Below are 20128 nucleotides of genomic sequence, written 5' to 3'. Positions count from 1 at the left end.
AGATCGGCAGGTCGGAACGGCTTCCCGTGCTTTGTTACGCCGACTTGAACCGCGCCATCAGCTCTGCGCGCGCCGGGTCGGTGAGCGTCACGGCAGCGCCGAATTCCAGCGGGGTCAGCGCTGCCTCGTCGGGATAGACGATCTTGTTGCCGGTGATCTCGGCCGGCAGCAGGGCGATGACGCGGCTGTCGGTGGTGGGCGCGCCGTTGGCGATGTGCTCCTTCACCGCATGCTGCGGGTCCATCAGGTAGTTGAGCAGCGCATAGCCGGCCGGCTTGTTGGCGGCCGCCTTCGGGACGGCGTAGAAGTCCGACCAGATCTCGCCGCCGTCGGAGCCGAGCGTGAAGTGGATTTCCGGGATGTCGCGGTTGAGCTGCGCGCCGTCGTTCGTCCAGCACATGGTCATCCAGGCGTCGGTGGCGCGCATGGAGGGCTGGTAGTCGCTGTTGATGGCATAGAGGTGCGGCTTGACCTTGATCAGCAGCTCCTCGGCCTTGGCAAGCTCCTCGGGCTTGACCGAGTTGAAGGAGAAGCCGAGCGAGACGAGGGCGTTGCCGATGGTGGTGAGCTGGTAGTCGTGCACCATGGCGCGGCCGTCCGCCTCGGTCATGGCGATCTCGAAGAATTCCTTCCAGCTCGTGACCTTGGACTTCACCTTGTCGGAATTGACGGCGATGCCGGTCGTGCCCCAGTTCTTCGGCAGCGCATAGACCTTGCCGTCGACCGTGCCCTCATTGGTGAAACGTACATTCTGGGTCTTCTGGTCGAAGTTCGGCACCTTGGAAAGATCGAGCGGATCGATCAGGCCGAGGCCGGCATAGGTGGAGATCGTGTAGTTCGTGGGCACGAACAGGTCCCAGCCGGTGCCGCCGGCCTGCAGCTTTGCCAGCATCTCCTCGTTCGAGCCGAAGACGTTGACCTCGACGGCGACGCCCGTCTCGGCGGTGAAGGCCTCGAAGGTTGCGGGGTCGTGGTAGTTCGGCCAGGTAGCGATGGACATGGCCGAGCCGAGGTCTTCCTGCTGCGCATAGGCGGCCGAATTGAAGAGGCCGGGCTGGCGGGCGAGCACGGCGGCGGCAAGGCCGAGGCCGGTGACGCCGAGGAAGTGGCGGCGCGTGACGGAGCCGCGCTTCAGGCGCATGAATTCTTCCGTCAGCTCATGGGCGCTGATCGGGGCATTGTCTCTGAACCATTTCGACATCACACTGTTCCCTTGTGTTTGGGGCCTGTTTCCCCTCAGGCCGGAAAGATATGCGCTGTGCCGGGATCGAAGCTGATTGCGACCCGTTCGCCCGGCGCGACGAGGTCGTTTTCCGACTGGTTATGGCGTTCGGCGGTGACGAGGAGGTCGCCCAGCCCGTCGATGGCGATGGAGTATTCGGCGGCCGAGCCGAGGAAGATGCGATGGGTGACGGTGCCCTCCAGCGTCGTCGCGCCCTCCGCGCCGCGCGCAAGGCGGATCGCCTCGGGGCGGAGCGCCACGGTGACGGCGCCCGGCTGAAGATCGCCGCGCGGGGCGGGCAGAGCCGTGCCGTTGCCGAGGCGGATGGTGCCGCCGGCCTCCAGCGTGCCGTCGAAACGGTTGGTCTTGCCGACGAAATCGGCCACGAAGAGATCGGCCGGGCGGTCGTAGACCTCCTGGGGCGTCGCGAGCTGGCGGATGCGGCCGGCGCTCATGACGCAGACGAGGTCGCTCATCGACAGCGCCTCCTCCTGGTCATGGGTGACGAGAACGAAGGTAATGCCGAGGTCGCGCTGGAGCGTCTGCAGCTCGATCTGCATGGCGGTGCGCAGCTTCTTGTCGAGCGCCGCCAGCGGCTCGTCGAGGAGGAGCACGGAGGGCTTGTTGACGAGGGCGCGGGCGAGCGCCACGCGTTGCTGCTGGCCGCCGGACATTTCATGAATGCGGCGCCTGGCGAAGCCGGAAAGCCGTACCATTTCCAGCGCCTCGCCGACGCGGCGGGAGATTTCTTCGGCCGGCAGCCGCGGACGGAGCTGCTTCAGGCCGTAGGCGACGTTCTTCTCCACGTCGAAATGCGGGAAGAGCGCATATTGCTGGAACACCATGTTGACCGGGCGGCGATAGGCCGGCACGCCGTTGGCGACATTGCCGGCGATCAGCACCTCGCCCTCGCTCGGCTGCTCGAAGCCGCCGATCATGCGAAGGCAGGTCGTCTTGCCGCAGCCGGACGGGCCGAGCAGCGCGACGAAGGCACCCTTCGGCACGGAAAGGTTTATGTCGGAGACCGCGGTCACCGCGCCATAGCGCTTGGTCACCGACCGGAACTCGATGTCGTTCGTGGAGGCGGATGTCACGTCTGTTCCCTGCGGTTGTTGCGTTGAAGCGATCTTGCGCCGCTTTAGCCACCGTCGGGGAGGATGCTAGTCAGCCGCCGGTGGGCGGTATATACCCCGAGAGAGGTATTTTATCCGTAAACCGGCTATGGAAGGAGTATATCCCGGCGCGGCGAAAAACGTGCGCCGCAAGGGGATCGGGGGAGCATCAGCGCCATGCGGGTCGATTTCACGGCACTCTTCCGCACGCTCGCCGACTGGACGGATGCGGCGGAACGCTCCGACGGGCAGGCGGGCGAAGCCCTGCTGGCGATGACGCGGGCGCTCGTGCGCTTCGACGACATGGTCATCTTCGCCTATCGCGACAAGGCCCGGCCGATCGACCTCTTCAGCACCTTCGATGCGGACGATTACCATGTCTTCGTGACGCTTTATCAGGTGGGTCCGTATCTGCTCGATCCGTTCTACCACACGGCGCGGGCGGGCCGGGCCGGCGTCTTCCGCATGCGGGAGCTCGCGCCGGACCGCTTCTTCTCCAGCGAATACTACCGCACCTACTACTCGCAGACACGGCTTGCCGAGGAACTGGGCTTCTTCGCGCCGGTAGGCGACGGCGTGACGGTGGTCGTCTCGCTGATGCGGCGCGAGAAGACGGGGGTCTTCCCGGCCGCCGAATTCGCGCTGCTGGCGGATGCCGAACCCTTCGTCGCCGCTTTCGTGCGCCAGGCCTGGAGCGGCCTTGCGGAACGCTTCGCGCTTGCGGGGCAGGGGCGCGGGCGGCGCAGCGAGCCGGTGAGCGCGGCGGACAAGGTCTGGCGCAAGCTCAACCTCACCGACCGCGAGGCCTCGATCATCGAGCTGGTGCTGCAGGGGCATTCGTCGGAATCGATCGGGCTGAAGCTCGATATCTCGACGGGGACGGTGAAGGTCCACCGGCGGAACGTCTACCGCAAGCTGGGCATCTCGTCGCAGATCCAGTTGCTGTCGATCTATCTGAAGAACTTGCAGGCTTAGACGCAGGAGAGAGGACGGAAAAGCCCGGCATCGCTGCCGGGCTTCCAGAGTCTTTTCAGCGGTTTATCGATTCGCCTTCACGAGCCGATTCCGGTTCTTGAGAAACCGATTCAGGAAACCGCCGCCAGCGCCACCTGCGCCCGCGCGTCGAGAATCTGGCGGGCAGCGTGGGCGGCTTCCTTGCCCTTGATAACGAAGTGGTCGCGGAAGAAGGCGATGTGGGCTTCCGATTCCTGGAAATTGTGCGGCGTCAGCACGGCCGAGAGCACCGGCACGCCGGTGTCGAGGCCGACGCGCACGATGGCGTCGACCACGGTGCCGGCGACGAAATCGTGGCGGTAGATGCCGCCGTCGACGACGAGGGCGACGCCGAGGATCGCCGAGTAGCGGCCGGTCTTCGCGAGGAGCTGGGCGTGCAGCGGGATTTCGAGGGCGCCCGGCACGTCGATCACGTCGACGTCTTCGGCACGGCCGCCGAGGGCCTGCCATTCGGCGATGAAGGATGTGACCGCCTGGTCGACGATGCCGGCGTGCCAGCGGGCACGGATGACGGCGATGCGGGCGGAGGGGGTGGCATTGGCATTCATATGTCTTGGCCTTTCAAGGGTTGAGCCATTTTTCAACGGGTCCCTTGGGCGAACACGCACGAGGCCGGCCCATCGCGGAACGGGCCTCCTGCTTGCTCTCTTCCATCCGGACTGTGACCGTCGGCTCCGGCATCGCACCGGATCTGCTGACCCTTCCTTGCGGAAGGCGCTCGCGGGCTCCCGGATCGCTCCGGATACCGCCGGTGGGGAATTTCGCCCCGCCCTGAGAACGATGGGAGACTAAACGGCAATCGCTCGCAGATCAAATCCGCGGGCGACGCAAAAAACACGATTCACGACAGATTTTTCCACGCCTTCGGTAAGGCGTGGAATGGACGTTCAGTCGTGGATGACCAGGAGGTCTCCGGCGGTGAAGCGCAGCGTCACCGTTTCGCCGACGGCCGGCGGCACGAGGCCGGGGCTGTTGAACATGTCGAAGGAGATGACGCTGCCGCCGACCTTCATGCGGGTGCGGATGACCGAGCCGAGGAAGTTGGACGAGACGACCTCGCCGGAAAGCGCGGTATCGCCCTTGGCGTCGGGGGCGATGGAGCCGGCCTCGGGGCGCAGCGCCAGCGAGACGGTATCGCCGGCCTTGGCGTTGCCGAGGGGCTCGCGGAGCGTCACGCCCTGGTCGCCGATGGTGACGCGGTTCGCGGCCGCGTCTACCACCTTCGCCTCGATGAGGTTGAGCGTGCCGACGAAGCCGGCGACGAAGCGGGTGGAGGGGTGGTTGTAGATTTCGGCCGGGGTGCCGATCTGGTCGGCCTTGCCGGCGTTCATGACGACGATGCGGTCGGAGATCGACAGCGCCTCTTCCTGGTCATGCGTGACGAAGACCGTGGTGATGCCGAGCTGCTGCTGGATCATGCGGATTTCCTCGCGCAGCGACACACGGATCTTGGCGTCGAGGGCCGAGAGCGGTTCGTCGAGGAGGAGGACCTGGGGCTTCGGGGCAAGCGCGCGGGCGAGCGCCACGCGCTGCTGCTGGCCGCCGGACATCTGGTAGGGGTAGCGGTCGGCGAGATGGTCGAGCTTGATGAGGCCGAGCATTTCCTTGACGCGGGCGTCGATCTCGGCCTTCGGCCGGCCGGCGACCTTGAGGCCGAAGGCGACGTTTTCCGCGACGTTCATGTTGGGGAAGAGCGCATAGGCCTGGAAGACCATGCCGATGTTGCGCTGGTTCGGGCGAAGGTTCGCCTGGCTCTTGCCGTTGATCGTTATCGTGCCGCCCGAGGGCGTCTCGAAGCCGGCGATCATGCGCAGGATGGTGGTCTTGCCGCAGCCGGACGGGCCGAGGAAGGAGATGAACTCGCCCTTCTCGATGGCCATGTTGAAGTCCTTGACGACCTGCACCGGGCCGAAGGACTTCTGGATGCTGGAGAGTGTGAGGAAACTCATGGGAAATCCTTAGACAGGGCTTTGCGCGCCCTTCTGGAAGCGCGAGACGAGCTGGATCAGGCCGAGGCAGCCCCAGGTGATGGCGAAGGCGATCACGGCGAGCGCGGCCGGCTCATAGGCCCGGTTGGCGCCGAGAAGCTGCATGTAGGGGCCGAAGGCGGGGCGGTTGAGGAGGGCGGCCATGGTGAACTCGCCGATGACGATGGCGAAGGTCAGGAAGGCGCCCGACAGCACCGCGACGAGCACGTTCGGCAGGATGATGCGGGTGAGGATCGTCGTCCAGCCGGCGCCGAGGCTCTGGGCGGCCTCCGTCAGCGTGGTGATGTCGATGGAGCGAAGGCCCGTGTCCACCGCGCGGTACATGTAGGGCAGCGACAGCGTGGCATAGCCGAACATCAGGAGGATGTTGGTGCCGGTGATCGAGCCCGTCAGCGGCAGCCAGCTCGACGTATTGTAGAGCCGGATGTAGCCGAAGACGATGACGATGGCCGGGATGACCAGCGGCAGCAGCGTGACGAACTCGACATAGGGCCGGAGGCCTGGCAGCTTGAGGCGCACCCAGTAGGCCGTCGGCACGACGAGGAGCACCCCGAAGGCGATGGTGAACAGCGCCATCACGACGGAATAGGTGAAGGTCTCCTGGAAGCGCGGATCGCCGAGCACGACCGCATAGGCATCGAAGGAATAGACCCCGCGGCGCATCTTCAGCGAGAAGTTCGTCATGCCGAGGAGCGGCAGGATGAAATAGAGCAGCCCTATGATGAGGGCGCCCCAGGCCCAGAACTTCTTCATTTCAGCCACCTTTCGCTGCGCGCGCGCAGCCAGATGTAGATCGTGTTGGCGATGCCGGTGACGACGATCATGCCGAAGGCCAGCGCATAGCCGAGATGGGGATTGCCGAGCACGTCGCCGCGGATCTGCGCGAAGAGCAGGATCGGCACGATGGAGAGCGAGGAGCCGGTGAGCGCGATGGCGGTCGCGACGGCGCCGAAGGCATTGGCGAAGAGCAGCGCGAGCGTGCCGAGGAAGGAGGGCAGCAGGATCGGGAAGGCCACCATGCGCCAGTATTGCGCGTTGGTCGCGCCGAGGATCTGCGCCGCCTCGCGCCATTCGCGCTTGAGGCCGTCGAGCGCGGGCGTGATGATGAGGATCATCAGCGGGATCTGGAAGAACAGGTAGGTGACCGTCAGCCCCCAGAAGGAAAGGATGTTGAAGCCGAGCGCGCGCAGGTCGATGCCGAGCTGGGTCTTCAGGAACACGGTGACGAGGCCGACCGGGCCGAGGGTCGCCAGGAACGCGAAGGCGAGCGGTACGCCCGCGAAGTTGGAGGCGACGCCCGAGAAGGTCAGCAGCGGGCCCCGGATCCATTTCGGCAGGCCGCCGAGCACCACGGCGGCGGCGACCGAAAAGCCGATGAGGCAGCCGAGGAGGGCGGAAGCGATGGAGATCTTGATGGAGATCCAGTAGGCCGACATGATCGACGTCGTGAACAGCCCGCGGATATTGTCCAGCGTGAAGCCGCCGTCCGGCGTCTGGAAGGCGCCGATCACGATGCGCATCGTGGGCATGATCAGGAACAGCAGGACGAAGATCGCGAATGGCGCCGCGCCGAGCCAGTGCAGCGGAAGGCGCAACGGCGCTTTCGTCGACTGTTTCGCGGCAGAGCTGTCTGAAGACATTGGGTTAGCCTCGTGGGGTTGCCGTCTTGGCATACCGCGGTCGCCGCCCCGGCCGGAAGGCCGGGGCGGCGGGGATGTGGTTTACTGGACGTTCGCGCCGACCACGCTGTCCCAGGCGCCGGTCACGGCGGCCTGGTTGGCGTCGACTTCCTCGAGCGTCGGGAAGTAGGCCTTCTCGTAGGCAGCGGCCGGCGGCAGCGCGTCGATCAGGTCCTGCGGAACCTTGCCGGCCTTGACCATGGCGTTGAAGCGAACCGGATGGCAATAGCCCTTCAGCCAGCCGACCTGGCCTTCGTCGGAATAGAGATGCTCCATCCACAGCTTGGCGGCGTTCGGATGCGGCGCGTAGGCCGAGATGCCCTGGACGTAGACGCCAGCGAGAACGCCCGTTTCCGGAACGACGACCTCGGTCGGCGGGTTGCCGTTGAGGGTCTTGGCCCAGCTCAGCGCGTTATAGTCCCAGGCGACGACGATCGGGGTCGAGCCCTGGGCGAGCGTGCCGGACTTGCCGATGACCGGAACGAAGTTGCCGGCCTTGTTCATCTCGGCGAAATAGGAAAGGCCTGCTTCGCCGGCTTCCTTGCCCGCCTTCGCGCCCTTGCCGAGGCCGGCGGCGAGAACGCCGAGGATGGCCTGGTTGGAAGCGCGCGGGTCGCCGGCAAGCGCCACCTGGCCGGAATATTCAGGCTTCAGGAGGTCGGCCCAGTCCTTCGGCGAATTGGTGACGATGTCCTTATTCACGAAGAAGGACATCACGCCGTAATAGTCGCCGTACCAGTAGCCTTCGGCGTCCTTGACGTTGTCCGGGATCTCGTCCCAGGTGGAGACCTTGTAGGGCTGGAGCAGGCCTTCCGCCTTGGCGGAGGGGCCGAAGGCGAGGCCGACGTCGATCACGTCAGGCGACTGCGGGCCCTTGTTGTCCTTGTTGGCCTTGATGGCCTCGATCTCGTCGGCCGAGCCGGCATCCGGGTTCAGTTCGTTGACCTGGATTTCCGGATACTTGGCCTTGAAGGCAGCGATGACGTCGCCGTAGCCGCACCAGTCGTGCGGAAGGGCGACGGTGGTCAGCATGCCTTCCTTCTTGGCAGCTTCGATGAGTTCCGCGCTCGGCTCTGCGAAGGCGAGCGTGGAGGAGGCGACCACCAGGGCGGTGGAAAGCGAAAGCAGGCGTCTCGTCTGTGACATCACGGGTGTTCTCCTTTTGTGTGTCAGGCGGCGAAGGGTGATTACTTGCGGCAGATGAAGCTTACGTGACAGTTTAGTCCCGTTTTTTCCCATATGGATTCAAGGCTTGGCGGTAACCTCCGGCCGGGGCTTGCGAAAGAGCCGGCTGGCCTCGAAAAGGCCCTCCAGCGTCTTCATGCGGTCGCTGGTCTCCTCCCAGCCCGAGCTCTGGACGGCCTCGATCAGCGCCTCGACGATGAACAGTGTCACGACGGACGAATCCCAGGCCGACGGCGCCTCGATATGGACGCGGAAGACCTTCGCCGCGACCTTGGCGACGGGCGAGGCCCAGGGGTCGGTGAAGAGCACGATCTCCACGCCACGCTCGCGGGCGACGCGTCCGAGCGTCTCCATCTCCTGCTCGTAGCGGCGGATGTCGAAGATCACCAGCACGTCGCCGGCCTTCATGTTCAGCACGTAATGCGGCCAGGAGGCGGGATTGGAGGCGATCTGCGTGACGTTCGGGCGGATGACCTGAAGATGGGTGAAGAGATAGTCCGCGAGCGCCTTCGTGATGCGTCCGCCGATGATGTAGATGCTGCGCTGGCGGTCGGCGAGCAGGGCGCTCGCGCCGTCGAATTCGGCGGTCTCCACATGCGCGAGCGTCTGGCGCATGTTGGTCATGATCGCGTCGGCGAAGCGGTTGAGGATATGCGTGCCCGGCGCGTTCGCGGCCCAGCGGTCGTGCTTGGTGATGGGGCTGGAGAGCGTGGTCTCCAGCTCGTGGTGCAGGCGCGCCTGGAAATCGGGAAAGCCGCGGAAGCCGAGCTTCTGCACCATGCGCGCGACCGTCGGCGTCGACACGCCGGCGTTTTCCGCGACCGTCGTGATGCTGCCGAGGCCGGAGACGGGGTAATTGTCGAGCAGTGATGCGGCAAGCTGCTTTTCGGCACGCGTCAGCGTATCGAAATGAGCATGGATCACATCCGACACCGTCATGGATGCTGTGTTGGGCGTCAAGTTTATTCCCCTGCGCTCCGGTCTGGTGCCGGAGTTTGGAAAATTAAACATCGCTGTCACAATTGGAGTCAAATGATTTTTTGAAGAGATTTTTTCAATGTGCGGTTGACAGCGGCAAAATGGTGAAGAATTCTCTTCATCAACGATAAAGGCCGGTCGAGGGGATCAGGCTCATGGGAATTCTGAGTGTGGAGGAGGGCGATCCTGTCGCCCTGGAGAATGCCGTTGCCCGCGGTCCGGTCATCCTGGTCTGTGAGCACGCATCGCGCGTCTTGCCGAAGTCTCTCGGTACGCTGGGCCTTTCCGAAGAGGCGCTGGCCAGTCACATCGCCTGGGATCCGGGGGCGCTCGCCGTCTCGCGCCTGATGGCCGAAAGCCTCGATGCGACACTGCTCTTCCAGCGCTTTTCCCGTCTCGTCTACGATTGCAACCGTCCGCCGGAATCGCCTGCCGCCATGCCGGAAAAGAGCGAGGTGTTCGACGTGCCGGGCAATGCCGGGCTCGACCGGGCGGCGCGCGATGCGCGCACCGAGGCGCTTTATCTGCCTTTCCGCGAAAAGCTCTCCGGCCTCGTGAAGGCGCGGATCGCCGAGGGCCGGCCGCCGGTCATCGTGACCATGCACAGTTTCACGCCCGTCTATTTCGGTGCGCCGCGTGCCGTCGAGATCGGCATCCTGCACGACACCGACGCGCGCCTCGCCGACGCCATGCTGGAGGCTGCTGCGGCCGACGGACGCTATGACGCCCGCCGCAACGAGCCCTACGGGCCGGATGACGGCGTGACGCATACCTTGAGGGAGCACGGCCTTTCCAACGGCCTTGCCAATGTCATGATCGAGGTCCGCAACGACCTCATCCGAGACGAGGCCGGCCAGAGGGTCGTGGCCGGCTATCTGACGGGGCTGCTCGCCAAGAGCCTTCCCGCAATCAATCAATAACCGGCCCGGGGAAATGCCGTGGAAACGGAAATGAACACGAACTGGAGAGGCCAAGCGGATGCTTGCGTTGATTTATCGGAGGTCCGGCCCGGCTGATGCCGCCGCTGCCAAGGGAGGCAACGGTCATGCCTGATTTCATCAAGAGCTATGTACGTTTCGTCGACACGTTCAACCGGCGTGTCGGTATTTTTGCGATGTATCTGATTTTCGTGATGTTCGCGATCCTGCTTTATTCATCCGTCTCGAAGGCCTTCCATCTGCCGGCCAACTGGACGCTGGAATCCGCCCAGTTCACCATGGCTGCCTACTACATGCTGGGCGGCGCCTTCGCGATGCAGACGGGTGACCATGTCCGCATGGACCTGTTCTACAGCCAGTGGTCGGTGCGCCGGCGCGCGGCCTTCGATTCGGTCACGGCCATCGCGCTGATCGTCTTCCTCGGCTTCATGCTGTTCGGCGGCATCGCTAGCACGACCTATGCCATCCAGTTCAAGGAAAAGAGCTTTTCCGCCTGGGCGCCCTATATGGCGCCGATCAAGATCGTGATGACCTTCGGCGTCGTGATGATGCTCGCGCAGGCCATCTCCTCGCTCTTCAAGGATATCGCCGAGTTGCGGGGAAGGCCCATCGCATGAGCTATGAATTCATCGCAATCACGATGTTCGCCGGCATGATGGTGCTGCTGCTCACCGGGCAGCGCGTCTTTGCCGTCATCGGCTTCGTCGGCGTCGTCGCGGCCTTCCTGCTATGGGGTACGGGCGGCTCGGAAATGGGCTTCGCCTCCGCCATGAAGCTCGTCAAATGGTACCCGATGCTGACGGTGCCGATGTTCGTCTTCATGGGCTACATGCTCTCGGAATCGGGCATCGCGGAAGACCTCTACAAGGCGTTCCACGTCTGGATGGGGCCGATCAACGGTGGCCTCGCGCTCGGCACGATCGGCCTCATGGTCATCATCTCGGCGATGAACGGCCTTTCCGTCGCCGGCATGGCGATCGGCGCCACCATCGCGCTGCCGGAGCTCCTGCGCCGTGGCTACGACAAGGTGATGACGACGGGCGTGGTGCAGGGCGGCTCGACGCTCGGCATCCTCATCCCGCCGAGCATCGTGCTCGTGCTCTACGGCATGATCGCCCGCGTTCCGGTCGGCCAGCTCTGGCTCGCCGGCGTCTTCCCGGGCCTCCTGATGGCGGCGCTGATGGCGATCTACGTCTATGTCCGCTGCCGGATCAATCCGTCGCTCGGGCCGGCCTTGCCGGCGGAAGACCGCAAGGTGCCGATGGGCGAGAAGCTGAGGCTTCTGACCGCCGGCATCCTTCCGCTCGGTATCTTCACGCTGATGATGTGGCTGTTCCTCAGCGGCATCGCCAGCCTCGTGGAGGCTTCGGCGATCGGCGCGATCTCCTCGGCGCTGGTCGCCTGGCAGCGCGGCCGCCTGACGCGGCGGCTGTGGAGCGACGTTCTGCAGAAGACGCTCGGCATCAGCTGCATGTTCATGTGGATTCTGATCGCCTCGCTCTGCTTCGGCGCCGTCTTCGACGGTCTCGGCGCGGTCAAGTCCATCGAGCGCTTCTTCCTCGGCGACCTCGGCCTCGAGCCCTGGCAGGTGCTGGTGCTGATGCAGCTCTCCTTCCTCATCATGGGGATGTTCCTCGACGACACGGCGATGCTCGTCATCGTGGCGCCGCTCTACATTCCGCTGGTGCAGAAGCTGGGCTTCGACCTTGTCTGGTACGGCGTGCTCTACACGATCACCTGCCAGATCGCCTACATCACCCCGCCCTTCGGCTACAACCTGTTCATGATGCGCGCCATGGCGCCGCCCGGCATCACCATGCGGGATATCTACGCGTCGATCTGGCCGTTCGTCGGCATCATGATCGTGAGCCTGCTCATCATCGGCCTGTTCCCGGATATCGCGACATGGCTGCCGGAGCACTTCTACGCCAAGGGGCAATGACGAATACCGCCCCGGCCGCAGACGCCGGGGCAGCCACATGAGGCCGCACAGAAGAAAAGAAGACCATGCCGCCGGAAGCAACGGCCGTTCCGGGGCAGATGCGAAAACGAACCAGAGGGAAAGAGATATGACCAATAGAAGGCAATTTCTGACGCGGGCCGGGGCGGTTACGATCGGAGCCGGTGCCGCCACGCTTTCCGCGCCCGCCATCGTGAGGGCCCAGGAGGCCATCAAGTGGCGCTTCCAGACCTATGCGGGCGCCGCGCTCGGCGAGCACGTCACCAAGCCCATCGTCGATGCGATCAACGCCTCCGCCAAGGGCGAGCTGGAGATCGAGCTCTACTTCGCCGACCAGATCGTGCCGACGGGCGAGCTCTTCCGCGCGCTCCAGGCCGGCACCATCGACGCCGTGCATTCGGACGACGATTCCATGGCCTCGCCGGCGGATGTCGCCACCTTCGGCGGCTATTTCCCGCTCGCCACCAAACAGATCCTCGACGTGCCGGTGCTGTTCAAGCAGTACGGCCTCGCCGATATCTGGCGCTCGTCCTACGAGAAGGTCGGCGGCGTCGTGTGGCTGTCGTCTTCCGGTCAGGACCCGTGCCACTTCAACACCAAGAAGGCCATCACCTCGGTCAAGGATCTGGAGGGGCTTCGCCTCTACACCTTCCCGACGGCCGGCCGCTTCCTCAGCCAGTTCGGCGTCGTGCCCGTCACGATCCCCTACGAGGACGCGCAGGTCGCCGTGCAGACCGGCGAGCTCGACGGCATGGCCTGGTCGGGCATCACCGAGGACTACACGGTCGGCTGGGCCGACGTGACGGACCACTTCCTGACCAACAACATCTCGGGCGCCTGGATCGGCTCGTTCTTCGTCAACGAGAAGAAGTGGGCCGAGCTGCCGGACCACCTGAAGAAGCTGGTCATGGCCGCCATCGAGGCCGGCAACAACTACCGCGACCAGTGGTACTGGGGCGGCGAGGCGAAGCTGCGCGCCGAAGGTACGAAGCTGAAGCTCACCAGCGTTCCGACCGAGGAATGGAAGGTCGTCGAGGACGCCGCCAAGGTCTTCTGGAAGGAGATCGCCGAACAGAGCGAGACGGCCGCCAAGGTCGTCAAGATCTTCGAGGACTATAACGGCGTGATCAACAAGGCCGGCCCGCCCTACGTCAACGGCTGACGCCACGACTTCGGACCGGGCCCTTGTCGGCCCGGTCCGGTACGACGCCATAACCCCGCAGGACCACCCCGATGACCGTGACCTATACATTCGATGACCTGAAGAAGGATGTGGCCGAGGGCCGCATCGACACCGTTCTGGCATGCCTCGTGGACATGCAGGGGCGCCTGATGGGCAAGCGTTTCCACGCGCAGTTTTTCGTCGAGGGCGCCTACGAGGAAACGCATAGCTGCAATTACCTGCTGGCGACCGATATCGAGATGGAAACAGTGCCGGGCTACAAGTCGACGGGCTGGTCCGCGGGCTACGGCGACTACACGATGAAGCCCGACCTTTCGACGCTGCGCAAGCTTCCCTGGCTGGAGGGCACGGCGCTGGTGCTCTGCGACGTGCTCGACCATCACACGCATGAAGAGGTGCCGCATTCGCCGCGCGCCGTCCTGAAGAAGCAGGTCAAGCGCCTCGAGGCGATGGGTCTCAAGCCCTTCATGGCGAGCGAACTGGAATTCTACCTCTTCGACCAGACCTACGACCATGCCCGCGAGAGCGGCTATCGCGACCTCCAGCCGGCCAGCGGCTACAACGAGGACTACCACATCTTCCAGACCACCAAGGAAGAGGATGTCATGCGCGCGCTGCGCAACGGCCTGCAGGGCGCAGGCATTCCGGTCGAGAACTCCAAGGGCGAGGCCTCGCCCGGCCAGGAGGAGATCAACGTGCGCTATGCCGAGGCGCTGACCATGGCGGACCGGCACTCGATCATCAAGAACGCCACCAAGGAGATCGCCTGGCAGCGCGGCAAGGCCGTGACGTTCCTTGCCAAGTGGAACTACAACGCCGCCGGCTCCTCCTCGCATATCCACCAGTCGCTCTGGAGCCTCGACGGCAGGCAAGCGAAGTTCTTCGACAGGGAGGCCAAATACGGCATGTCGGAGATGATGCGCATGTATGTGGCGGGCCTGCTCGCCCATGCCAGCGAGATCACTTATTTCCTCGCGCCCTATATCAACTCCTACAAGCGCTTCGTCGCGGGCACCTTCGCACCGACCAAGGCGATCTGGAGCAAGGACAACCGTACGGCCGGCTACCGCCTGTGCGGCGAGGGCACGAAGGGCATCCGCATCGAATGCCGCGTCGGCGGCTCCGACCTCAATCCCTACCTCGCCATGGCGGCGCTGCTGGCCGCCGGCATCGCAGGCATCGAGGGGAAGTTCGAGCTGGAAGCGCCCTTCGAGGGCGACGCCTATGGCGGCAAGGACATTCGCGAGATTCCCAAGACGCTGCGCGACGCGGCTGCGGCCCTGAAGGGGTCGGAGATGTTGCGCGACGCCTTCGGCGACGACGTGGTCGATCACTATGTCCGCGCGGCCGAATGGGAGCAGGAAGAGTACGATCGCCGCATCACCGACTGGGAGGTGGCGCGCGGCTTCGAGAGGGCGTAGAAGCGTTTCGGGAACTGCCCCTCACCCTGACCTTCTCCCCGCAAGCGGGGAGAGGGGACTTGGCCTGCGAAAGGGTTCGGTCAGGGATATGCCGCATGGCGGATGAGGGGCGGCCGAGCGCCAGAGACTGAAATTCCGATAGAACCAACAGGAAGTCGATCATGACTGTGATCAAATGCATATCCCCCGTGGACGGCTCGGTCTATGCCGAGCGCGAGGCGATGCCGCTGGCCGTCGCACAGGCCGCCGTCGCCCGTGCGAAGAAAGCGCAGAAGGCCTGGGCGAAGCGCCCGCTGGAAGAGCGCATCCAGCTCGTCCTCAAGGGCGTCGCCCGCGTCAACGAGATGGCCGACGAGATCGTGCCGGAAATCGCCTGGCAGATGGGTCGTCCGGTCCGCTACGGCGGCGAGTTCAAGGGCTTCAACGAGCGTTCCAACTATGTCGCCGAGATCGCGGGCTCCTCGCTTGCGCCGATCGTCATCGAGGAGAGCGACCGTTTCGAGCGCCGCATCGAGCGTGAGCCGCACGGCGTCGTCTTCGTCATCGCGCCGTGGAACTACCCCTACATGACGGCGATCAACACGATCGCCCCGGCGCTGATGGCCGGCAATACGGTCATCATCAAGCATGCCGCGCAGACGCTGCTGGTCGGCGAAAGGCTGGTGCGCGCCTTCAACGAGGCGGGCGTGCCGGAGGACGTCTTCCAGAACGTCTTCCTCGACCATGACACGACCTCGGCGCTGATCGCCGCCAATTCGTTCGACTTCATCAACTTCACGGGCTCCGTCGAAGGCGGCCGGTCCATCGAGCGCGCCGCCGCCGGCACCTTCACGCCGGTTGGCCTCGAGCTCGGCGGCAAGGATCCGGGCTATGTCATGGAGGACGCTGATCTCGACGCCGCCGTCGATACGCTGATGGACGGCGCGACCTACAATTCGGGCCAGTGCTGCTGCGGCATCGAGCGCATCTATGTCAACGAGAAGCTCTACGACGCCTTCGTCGAGAAGTCCGTCGCCTGGGTCTCCAACTACAAGCTCGGCAATCCGCTCGATCCGGAAACGACGCTCGGCCCGATGGCGCACAAGCGCTTCGCCGCGACCGTGCGCTCGCAGATCGCCGATGCGGTCTCCAGGGGCGCCAAGGCGCTGGTCGACCCGAAACTCTTCCCGGCCGATGACGGCGGCGCCTATGTCGCGCCGCAGATCCTCGTCGATGTCGATCACTCCATGGAATTCATGAAGGAAGAGACCTTCGGCCCGGCCGTCGGCATCATGAAGGTGAAGAGCGACGAGGAAGCGCTCGCCCTGATGAACGACTGCAAATACGGCCTGACCGTCTCGCTCTGGACGAAGGACAGCGAACGGGCTGCCCGCATCGCCCGCGACCTCGAAACCGGCACCGTCTTCCAGAATCGCGCCGACTATCTCGACCCGGCGCTGTGCTGGACGGGCGTCAAGGAAACGGGCCGTGGCGGCTCGCTCTCCGTCATCGGCTTCCACAACCTTACCCGTCCGAAATCCTACCACTTCAGGAAAGCTTGAACAGAATGACCATCACCGCCAACTGGAGCTACCCGACCGCGATCAAGTTCGGCGCGGGCCGGATCAAGGAACTGGCCGACCACTGCAAGGCGGTCGGCATGAAGAAGCCGCTGCTCGTCACCGACCGCGGCCTCTCGACCATGGCGATCACGCAGAACGCGCTCGACATCCTGGAGGCCGCAGGCCTCGGCCGGGCGATGTTCGCCGAGGTCGACCCGAACCCGACCGACAGGAACCTCGAAGCCGGCGTGAAGGCCTTCAAGGCCGGCGGTCATGACGGCGTCGTCGCCTTCGGCGGCGGCTCCGGCCTCGACCTCGGCAAGGCCGTCGCCTTCATGGCCGGCCAGACGCGCCCGGTCTGGGATTTCGAGGATGTCGGCGACTGGTGGACCCGCGCCAATTCCGACGGCATCGCGCCCATCGTCGCCGTGCCGACGACGGCCGGCACCGGCTCGGAAGTCGGCCGCGCCTCGGTCATCACCAATTCCGAGACGCACACCAAGAAGGTGATCTTCCATCCGAAGTTCCTGCCTTCGGTGACGATCTGCGACCCGGAGCTGACGGTCGGCATGCCGAAGGTCATCACCGCCGGCACCGGCATGGACGCCTTCGCCCATTGCCTCGAAGCCTATTCCTCGCCGTTCTACCACCCGATGAGCCAGGGTATCGCGCTCGAAGGCATGCGTCTCGTCAAGGAATACCTGCCGCGCGCCTACAAGGACGGTACGGATATCGAGGCCCGCGCCAACATGATGTCGGCGGCCGCCATGGGCGCCGTCGCCTTCCAGAAGGGCCTCGGCGCGATCCATTCGCTGTCCCACCCGGTCGGCGCGATCTACAACACGCATCACGGCATGACGAACGCCGTCGTGATGCCGCCGGTGCTGGCCTTCAACCGGCCGGCCATCGAGGCGAGGATCGCCAGCGCCGCCGCCTATCTCGGCATTGCGGGCGGCTTCGACGGCTTCTTCGACTATGTGCTGCGCCTGCGCGAGGAAGTCGGCGTGCCGGACAAGCTCTCCGCGCTCGGCGTCGGCACGGACCGCATCGACGAGATGGCCGCCATGGCCATCGTCGACCCCACGGCCGGCGGCAATCCGGTGGAGCTGACGCTCGATGCGGCCAAGAAGCTCTTCATCGAGTGCATCTGATTTCTTACCGTTAACAAGTTACAGAGGCCCGGAAAACGTTGTTTTTCCGGGCTTTTTCTTTGCAAAATCCGCATGCCGTCCGTCCGCATCGTTAATCTTCGCGATCCGGAAATTTCCTCTTTGTTAACCATGTTTTGAAAGGTTCGCTTAAGCGGGCGCCATTCTTCGGCGGTTCGACCGGAGCGATGAGCACGCTCGCAGCCTTCAAGAGGAAAGTCATGCCAGTTATCACATTTGCCAATGCCAAGGGCGGCGCGGGCAAGACCACCGCAGCCCTCATTCTCGCCACCGAGCTTGCGAGCCAGGGATACCGCGTCACCATTCTCGATGCGGACCCGCAGCGCTGGATCAGCCACTGGCACGAGATTTCCGGCCGTCAGCGCAACATCGCCGTCATCTCGGAAGTCTCCATGGGCTCCCTGCAGAGCCATATCCGCGAGAACCGCGCGGTGACCGACTATTTCATCATCGACCTTGCCGGCGCGCGTGATGCGCTCGTGGCAACGGCCATCGGCCTTTCCGACCATGTGATGATCCCGGTGCAGGGCTGTGCGATGGATGCGCGCGGCGCCGCGCAGATCCTCGAACTCCTGAAGCAGCTCGACGAGAAGGGGGGCATCCGCATCAACCATTCGGTCGTGCTGACGCGCATGAATTCGCTCGTCACCACCCGCGCCATGGCGGCGATCAAGGCGCTGCTCGCCGCCCGCGGCGTGACGGTGCTCGATACGCCGATCGGCGAGCGCACCGCCTTCCGCGATATCTTCGATTGCGGCGGCACGCTCTATTCGATGGACCCGGCGAAGGTCAGCAATCTCGACAAGGCGCGCGAAAACGCGCGGCTCTTTGCCGGGGAGGTGCTGCGTCTCGTGCCGGCGCGCCATCGGCCGGCGGGCGAGCGCGGGCTCTTCCGTACGATCCGGCGGGCGGCCTGAGCCCTTTGAAGTTGACAAAAGGCAAGAACGGCTGCGACCAATTGCGCGGCCGTTTTTCATGCCGGAAGCGACGGTGGGGTAAGGAACAATTTACCACGCCTAACCTAATGATATCCCGTCAGAAAGCTATCCAATGAAGGCCAGGAGCCTTCGGCTGGACCCATGAAGGGTCGCGGGGATGGGCGTGCCGTGCGGCGCCGCCCTTCCGCTGGAGTTTCGTTGCTTTCTCCTCCGTTTCTCGCGTTGCCAGGATACCGCCCAGAATGAAGACTGCCTCGACCGCCAGCCCGAACCATGACATCGCGCGCCGTCTCGACTATCTCGGCCTCGACGAGGCCGCGCTGAAGCGGCTGCGCACCCTCAAGCCCTTCATCGAGAAGGAGATGGGGCCGGCGCTCGACAAGTTCTACGCCATCGTGCGCAAGAGCCCGGAGGTGAACCACCTCTTTTCCAACGACGCGCATATGAACCGCGCCAAGACTGCGCAGCTCGGCCATTGGGCGAACATCGCCGCCGGCGACTTCACCGGCGACTATGCGACGAAGGTGCAGACGATCGGCCATGTGCATGCGCGCATCGGCCTGGAGCCGCGCTGGTATATCGGCGGCTATGCGCTCATCGTCGAGCACCTGCTGACGGAAGCGGTGAGGTCGCTCTGGCCGAAGGGTGGGCTCTTCTCCCGCCAGGAAATCACGCCGGAAGAATTCGCCTCGCGCTTTTCCAGCCTGCTGAAGGCCATGTTCCTCGACATGGACCTGTCGATCTCGGTCTATCAGGACATGTCGGACGTCGCCAAGCAGCAGGCGGTGCAGGCGCAGGTCGTCGCCGAGGAGCGCAAGATCGTCAGCGACAGTTTCGGTGCCGCGCTGAAGCGCATTTCGGACGGCGACCTCACGGCCCGCATCACCGGCGCGCTGCCGGAAGCCTACGAAACGCTGCGCCACGACTTCAACCACGCCATTTCCACGCTTGCACAGGCCATCGGCAATATCGGTACCGGCGCCGGCTCGATCCACCTCAGCGCCCGTGAGATCGCCTCGGCCTCCGACGATCTCGCCAAGCGCACCGAGCGGCAGGCGGCGAACCTCGAGGAAACGGCGGCCGCCGTCGAGCAGGTGACGACGACCGTGCGCCAGACGGCGCAGAGCGCCAACGAGGCGAACGCTCTCGTCATGGCCGCGCGCGACAATGCCCAGCGCAGCGGCGAAGTGGTGGAAGAGGCGATCACCGCCATGGGTGAGATCCAGGCCTCCTCCGCCGCCATCGCCAATATCATCGAGGTGATCGACGAGATCGCCTTCCAGACCAACCTTCTCGCCCTCAATGCCGGCATCGAGGCGGCGCGGGCCGGCGAGGCGGGGCGCGGCTTCGCCGTCGTCGCTTCGGAGGTGCGGGCGCTCGCCCAGCGCTGCGCGGACGCGGCCAAGGACATCCAGAACCTCATCGCCAAGTCGCATGGCCAGGTCGAGGACGGCGTGCGCTCGGTGGGCGAGGTCGCCCAGTCGCTGCGCCAGATCGTTTCGCAGGTCGTGGAGGTCAGCTCGGTCTTCAACGCGATCCGCGCCAGCACGGCCGAGCAGGCGACCGGCCTCCAGGCGGTCAACCAGGCGGTCAACGCCATGGACCAGATCACCCAGCAGAACGCCGCGATGGTGGAACAGGCCAATGCCGCAAGCCAGGCCCTGACGGCCGAAGCGGCCTCCATCGCCGCCCAGCTCAGCGCCTTCCGCACCGGCGGCACCGCCCAGCCGGCGGAGAATTCCGGCTACACCCGCGCCGCCTGAGCGAGGATGAGACTTAAAAAAGGCCGGGCAGCGGATT

At 64.8% G+C, this 20128-nt stretch carries 18 protein-coding genes and 1 riboswitch; of the genes, 10 read left to right on the top strand and 8 right to left on the bottom strand.

Annotated features, from left to right (window positions below; all coding sequences use genetic code 11):
- Nucleotides 1–34: 34 nt before the first annotated feature.
- Nucleotides 35–1201, bottom strand: a complete 1167-nt coding sequence (locus ShzoTeo12_RS09625) for a spermidine/putrescine ABC transporter substrate-binding protein (RefSeq protein ID WP_119257148.1) — start codon at nucleotides 1199–1201, stop codon at nucleotides 35–37.
- A gap of 35 nt (nucleotides 1202–1236) precedes the next feature.
- Nucleotides 1237–2316, bottom strand: coding sequence for an ABC transporter ATP-binding protein (locus ShzoTeo12_RS09620; protein WP_318909435.1), 1080 nt, complete (start codon nucleotides 2314–2316; stop codon nucleotides 1237–1239).
- A 291-nt stretch (nucleotides 2317–2607) separates the two neighbouring features.
- Between ShzoTeo12_RS09620 and ShzoTeo12_RS09615 the strand changes: the two genes are divergently transcribed.
- Nucleotides 2608–3309 carry a helix-turn-helix transcriptional regulator gene (locus ShzoTeo12_RS09615; RefSeq protein ID WP_413251147.1) on the top strand — a complete coding sequence of 234 codons (702 nt, stop codon included), beginning with the start codon at nucleotides 2608–2610 and terminating at the stop codon, nucleotides 3307–3309.
- A 110-nt stretch (nucleotides 3310–3419) separates the two neighbouring features.
- Here ShzoTeo12_RS09615 and ShzoTeo12_RS09610 read toward each other — a convergent pair whose 3' ends face one another.
- From ShzoTeo12_RS09610 to ShzoTeo12_RS09585, 6 genes are all read right to left on the bottom strand, one after another.
- Nucleotides 3420–3896 carry a 6,7-dimethyl-8-ribityllumazine synthase gene (locus ShzoTeo12_RS09610; protein ID WP_318909432.1) on the bottom strand — a complete coding sequence of 159 codons (477 nt, stop codon included), beginning with the start codon at nucleotides 3894–3896 and terminating at the stop codon, nucleotides 3420–3422.
- A gap of 90 nt (nucleotides 3897–3986) precedes the next feature.
- Nucleotides 3987–4131: riboswitch (FMN riboswitch) on the bottom strand.
- A gap of 104 nt (nucleotides 4132–4235) precedes the next feature.
- Nucleotides 4236–5297: an ABC transporter ATP-binding protein gene (locus ShzoTeo12_RS09605; protein ID WP_119257152.1), complete on the bottom strand. Its 1062-nt coding sequence runs from the start codon at nucleotides 5295–5297 to the stop codon at nucleotides 4236–4238.
- 9 nt (nucleotides 5298–5306) lie between these two features.
- Nucleotides 5307–6089 carry an ABC transporter permease gene (locus ShzoTeo12_RS09600; protein WP_318909430.1) on the bottom strand — a complete coding sequence of 261 codons (783 nt, stop codon included), beginning with the start codon at nucleotides 6087–6089 and terminating at the stop codon, nucleotides 5307–5309.
- Nucleotides 6086–6976: an ABC transporter permease gene (locus ShzoTeo12_RS09595; RefSeq protein ID WP_119257154.1), complete on the bottom strand. Its 891-nt coding sequence runs from the start codon at nucleotides 6974–6976 to the stop codon at nucleotides 6086–6088. Before ShzoTeo12_RS09595 ends, ShzoTeo12_RS09600 begins: the two co-directional genes overlap by 4 nt.
- 81 nt (nucleotides 6977–7057) lie before the next feature.
- The gene (locus ShzoTeo12_RS09590; protein WP_119257155.1) at nucleotides 7058–8164 is read right to left on the bottom strand and encodes an ABC transporter substrate-binding protein; all 1107 of its coding nucleotides are present in this window, start codon (nucleotides 8162–8164) and stop codon (nucleotides 7058–7060) included.
- Nucleotides 8165–8260: 96 nt separating this feature from the next.
- The gene (locus tag ShzoTeo12_RS09585) at nucleotides 8261–9139 is read right to left on the bottom strand and encodes a MurR/RpiR family transcriptional regulator (RefSeq protein WP_205536209.1); all 879 of its coding nucleotides are present in this window, start codon (nucleotides 9137–9139) and stop codon (nucleotides 8261–8263) included.
- A gap of 194 nt (nucleotides 9140–9333) precedes the next feature.
- Here ShzoTeo12_RS09585 and ShzoTeo12_RS09580 point away from each other — a divergent pair, with 194 nt between their 5' ends.
- The 9 genes from ShzoTeo12_RS09580 to ShzoTeo12_RS09540 all read left to right on the top strand — a co-directional run bounded on the left by ShzoTeo12_RS09580 (nucleotide 9334) and on the right by ShzoTeo12_RS09540 (nucleotide 20091).
- Nucleotides 9334–10098 (top strand): N-formylglutamate amidohydrolase, encoded by a 765-nt coding sequence (locus ShzoTeo12_RS09580; RefSeq protein ID WP_119257157.1) that lies wholly within the window; start codon nucleotides 9334–9336, stop codon nucleotides 10096–10098.
- A 125-nt stretch (nucleotides 10099–10223) separates the two neighbouring features.
- Entirely contained in the window at nucleotides 10224–10733 is a 510-nt protein-coding gene (locus tag ShzoTeo12_RS09575) for a TRAP transporter small permease subunit (RefSeq protein ID WP_318909428.1), read from the top strand.
- Complete coding sequence (locus ShzoTeo12_RS09570; protein ID WP_119257158.1) at nucleotides 10730–12058, top strand: TRAP transporter large permease; 1329 nt, start codon at nucleotides 10730–10732, stop codon at nucleotides 12056–12058. Before ShzoTeo12_RS09575 ends, ShzoTeo12_RS09570 begins: the two co-directional genes overlap by 4 nt.
- Nucleotides 12059–12185: 127 nt before the next feature.
- A complete protein-coding gene (locus ShzoTeo12_RS09565; RefSeq protein ID WP_119257159.1) occupies nucleotides 12186–13238 on the top strand; it encodes a TRAP transporter substrate-binding protein in 1053 nt (350 codons plus the stop codon).
- Between the two features lie 71 nt (nucleotides 13239–13309).
- Nucleotides 13310–14680 (top strand): glutamine synthetase family protein, encoded by a 1371-nt coding sequence (locus ShzoTeo12_RS09560; RefSeq protein WP_318909423.1) that lies wholly within the window; start codon nucleotides 13310–13312, stop codon nucleotides 14678–14680.
- Nucleotides 14681–14841: 161 nt separating this feature from the next.
- On the top strand, nucleotides 14842–16221 hold the full coding sequence (locus ShzoTeo12_RS09555; RefSeq protein WP_119257160.1) for an aldehyde dehydrogenase family protein: 1380 nt from the start codon (nucleotides 14842–14844) through the stop codon (nucleotides 16219–16221).
- A 5-nt stretch (nucleotides 16222–16226) separates the two neighbouring features.
- Nucleotides 16227–17372: an iron-containing alcohol dehydrogenase gene (locus ShzoTeo12_RS09550; protein WP_318909420.1), complete on the top strand. Its 1146-nt coding sequence runs from the start codon at nucleotides 16227–16229 to the stop codon at nucleotides 17370–17372.
- A gap of 218 nt (nucleotides 17373–17590) precedes the next feature.
- Nucleotides 17591–18307 carry a ParA family protein gene (locus ShzoTeo12_RS09545; RefSeq protein ID WP_318909418.1) on the top strand — a complete coding sequence of 239 codons (717 nt, stop codon included), beginning with the start codon at nucleotides 17591–17593 and terminating at the stop codon, nucleotides 18305–18307.
- Nucleotides 18308–18570: 263 nt separating this feature from the next.
- On the top strand, nucleotides 18571–20091 hold the full coding sequence (locus ShzoTeo12_RS09540) for a methyl-accepting chemotaxis protein (RefSeq protein WP_318909416.1): 1521 nt from the start codon (nucleotides 18571–18573) through the stop codon (nucleotides 20089–20091).
- Nucleotides 20092–20128 lie beyond the last annotated feature (37 nt).

Source organism: Shinella zoogloeoides, from assembly GCF_033705735.1.
Classification (GTDB): Bacteria; Pseudomonadota; Alphaproteobacteria; order Rhizobiales; family Rhizobiaceae; genus Shinella; species Shinella zoogloeoides_A.
Note: the sequence above shows the minus strand (reverse complement) of the source record. Positions and strands in the feature narration are given on the sequence as shown.

Excerpts from the sequence above, each read along its gene's own strand:
- ShzoTeo12_RS09625 (WP_119257148.1), bottom strand. The coding sequence starts at position 1,201 with ATGTCGAAATGGTTCAGAGACAATGCCCCGATCAGCGCCCATGAGCTG.
- ShzoTeo12_RS09615 (WP_413251147.1), top strand. The coding sequence starts at position 2,608 with ATGACGCGGGCGCTCGTGCGCTTCGACGACATGGTCATCTTCGCCTAT.
- ShzoTeo12_RS09610 (WP_318909432.1), bottom strand. The coding sequence starts at position 3,896 with ATGAATGCCAATGCCACCCCCTCCGCCCGCATCGCCGTCATCCGTGCC.
- ShzoTeo12_RS09605 (WP_119257152.1), bottom strand. The coding sequence starts at position 5,297 with ATGAGTTTCCTCACACTCTCCAGCATCCAGAAGTCCTTCGGCCCGGTG.
- ShzoTeo12_RS09600 (WP_318909430.1), bottom strand. The coding sequence starts at position 6,089 with ATGAAGAAGTTCTGGGCCTGGGGCGCCCTCATCATAGGGCTGCTCTAT.
- ShzoTeo12_RS09595 (WP_119257154.1), bottom strand. The coding sequence starts at position 6,976 with ATGTCTTCAGACAGCTCTGCCGCGAAACAGTCGACGAAAGCGCCGTTG.
- ShzoTeo12_RS09585 (WP_205536209.1), bottom strand. The coding sequence starts at position 9,139 with ATGACGGTGTCGGATGTGATCCATGCTCATTTCGATACGCTGACGCGT.
- ShzoTeo12_RS09580 (WP_119257157.1), top strand. The coding sequence starts at position 9,334 with ATGGGAATTCTGAGTGTGGAGGAGGGCGATCCTGTCGCCCTGGAGAAT.
- ShzoTeo12_RS09575 (WP_318909428.1), top strand. The coding sequence starts at position 10,224 with ATGCCTGATTTCATCAAGAGCTATGTACGTTTCGTCGACACGTTCAAC.
- ShzoTeo12_RS09570 (WP_119257158.1), top strand. The coding sequence starts at position 10,730 with ATGAGCTATGAATTCATCGCAATCACGATGTTCGCCGGCATGATGGTG.
- ShzoTeo12_RS09565 (WP_119257159.1), top strand. The coding sequence starts at position 12,186 with ATGACCAATAGAAGGCAATTTCTGACGCGGGCCGGGGCGGTTACGATC.
- ShzoTeo12_RS09560 (WP_318909423.1), top strand. The coding sequence starts at position 13,310 with ATGACCGTGACCTATACATTCGATGACCTGAAGAAGGATGTGGCCGAG.
- ShzoTeo12_RS09555 (WP_119257160.1), top strand. The coding sequence starts at position 14,842 with ATGACTGTGATCAAATGCATATCCCCCGTGGACGGCTCGGTCTATGCC.
- ShzoTeo12_RS09550 (WP_318909420.1), top strand. The coding sequence starts at position 16,227 with ATGACCATCACCGCCAACTGGAGCTACCCGACCGCGATCAAGTTCGGC.
- ShzoTeo12_RS09545 (WP_318909418.1), top strand. The coding sequence starts at position 17,591 with ATGCCAGTTATCACATTTGCCAATGCCAAGGGCGGCGCGGGCAAGACC.
- ShzoTeo12_RS09540 (WP_318909416.1), top strand. The coding sequence starts at position 18,571 with ATGAAGACTGCCTCGACCGCCAGCCCGAACCATGACATCGCGCGCCGT.